This is a genomic window from Bradyrhizobium sp. Unk1, from assembly GCF_059512345.1.
In genome coordinates this window covers 1-617 of sequence record NZ_JCAMOP010000213.1, presented here as the reverse complement: position 1 = coordinate 617, position 617 = coordinate 1, and the positions used below count along the sequence as shown (strand labels likewise).

The window sequence follows — 617 nt, the reverse complement described above, 5'->3', positions numbered from 1 at the left end:
AGCATGTTGCGCGAGATCACGCCGCGCTCCTGGAGCATGCGGCTGGCGATGCCGCCGACGGCGCCGGGCGTGCTGGCGGCGGTCTTGCGTCCCTTGTCGAGCACGAGTTCGATCGCCGCGATCATGCCGACCCCGCGGACCTCACCGACCAGCGGATCGCTGGTGAGCTCGCGCAGCTTGCCCTGCATGTAGCCGCCGAGCTCGGCGGCGTGCGCGACCAGGCCGCGCTCCTCGATGATCTTGAGGTTCTCCAGCGCAATGGCCGAGCCGACGGGATGGCCGCCCGCGGTGAAACCATGCCCGAGCACGCCGATCTTGTTGCTCTCGTCCGCGATCGGCTCGAACATGCGGTCGTTCAGGATGATCGCCGACAGCGGGAAATAGCTCGAGGTGATCTGCTTGGAGACCACCATCACGTCCGGCTTGATGCCATAGGTCTCGCAGCCGAACATCTTGCCGGTGCGGGCGAAGCCGCAGATCACCTCATCGGCGATCAGCAGGATGTCGTACTTCTTCAGGACTGCCTGGATCTTGTCCCAATAGGTCGCCGGCGGCACGACGACGCCGCCCGCGCCCATCACCGGCTCGCCGAAGAAGGCCGCGATCGTATCCGGGCC

General features: G+C 66.6%; 1 protein-coding gene. It reads right to left on the bottom strand.

Annotated features, from left to right (window positions below; genetic code table 11):
- Positions 1-617: aminotransferase class III-fold pyridoxal phosphate-dependent enzyme (locus tag AC5ZFO_RS48195; RefSeq protein WP_496124295.1), on the bottom strand; the 617-nt coding region annotated here is incomplete at both ends.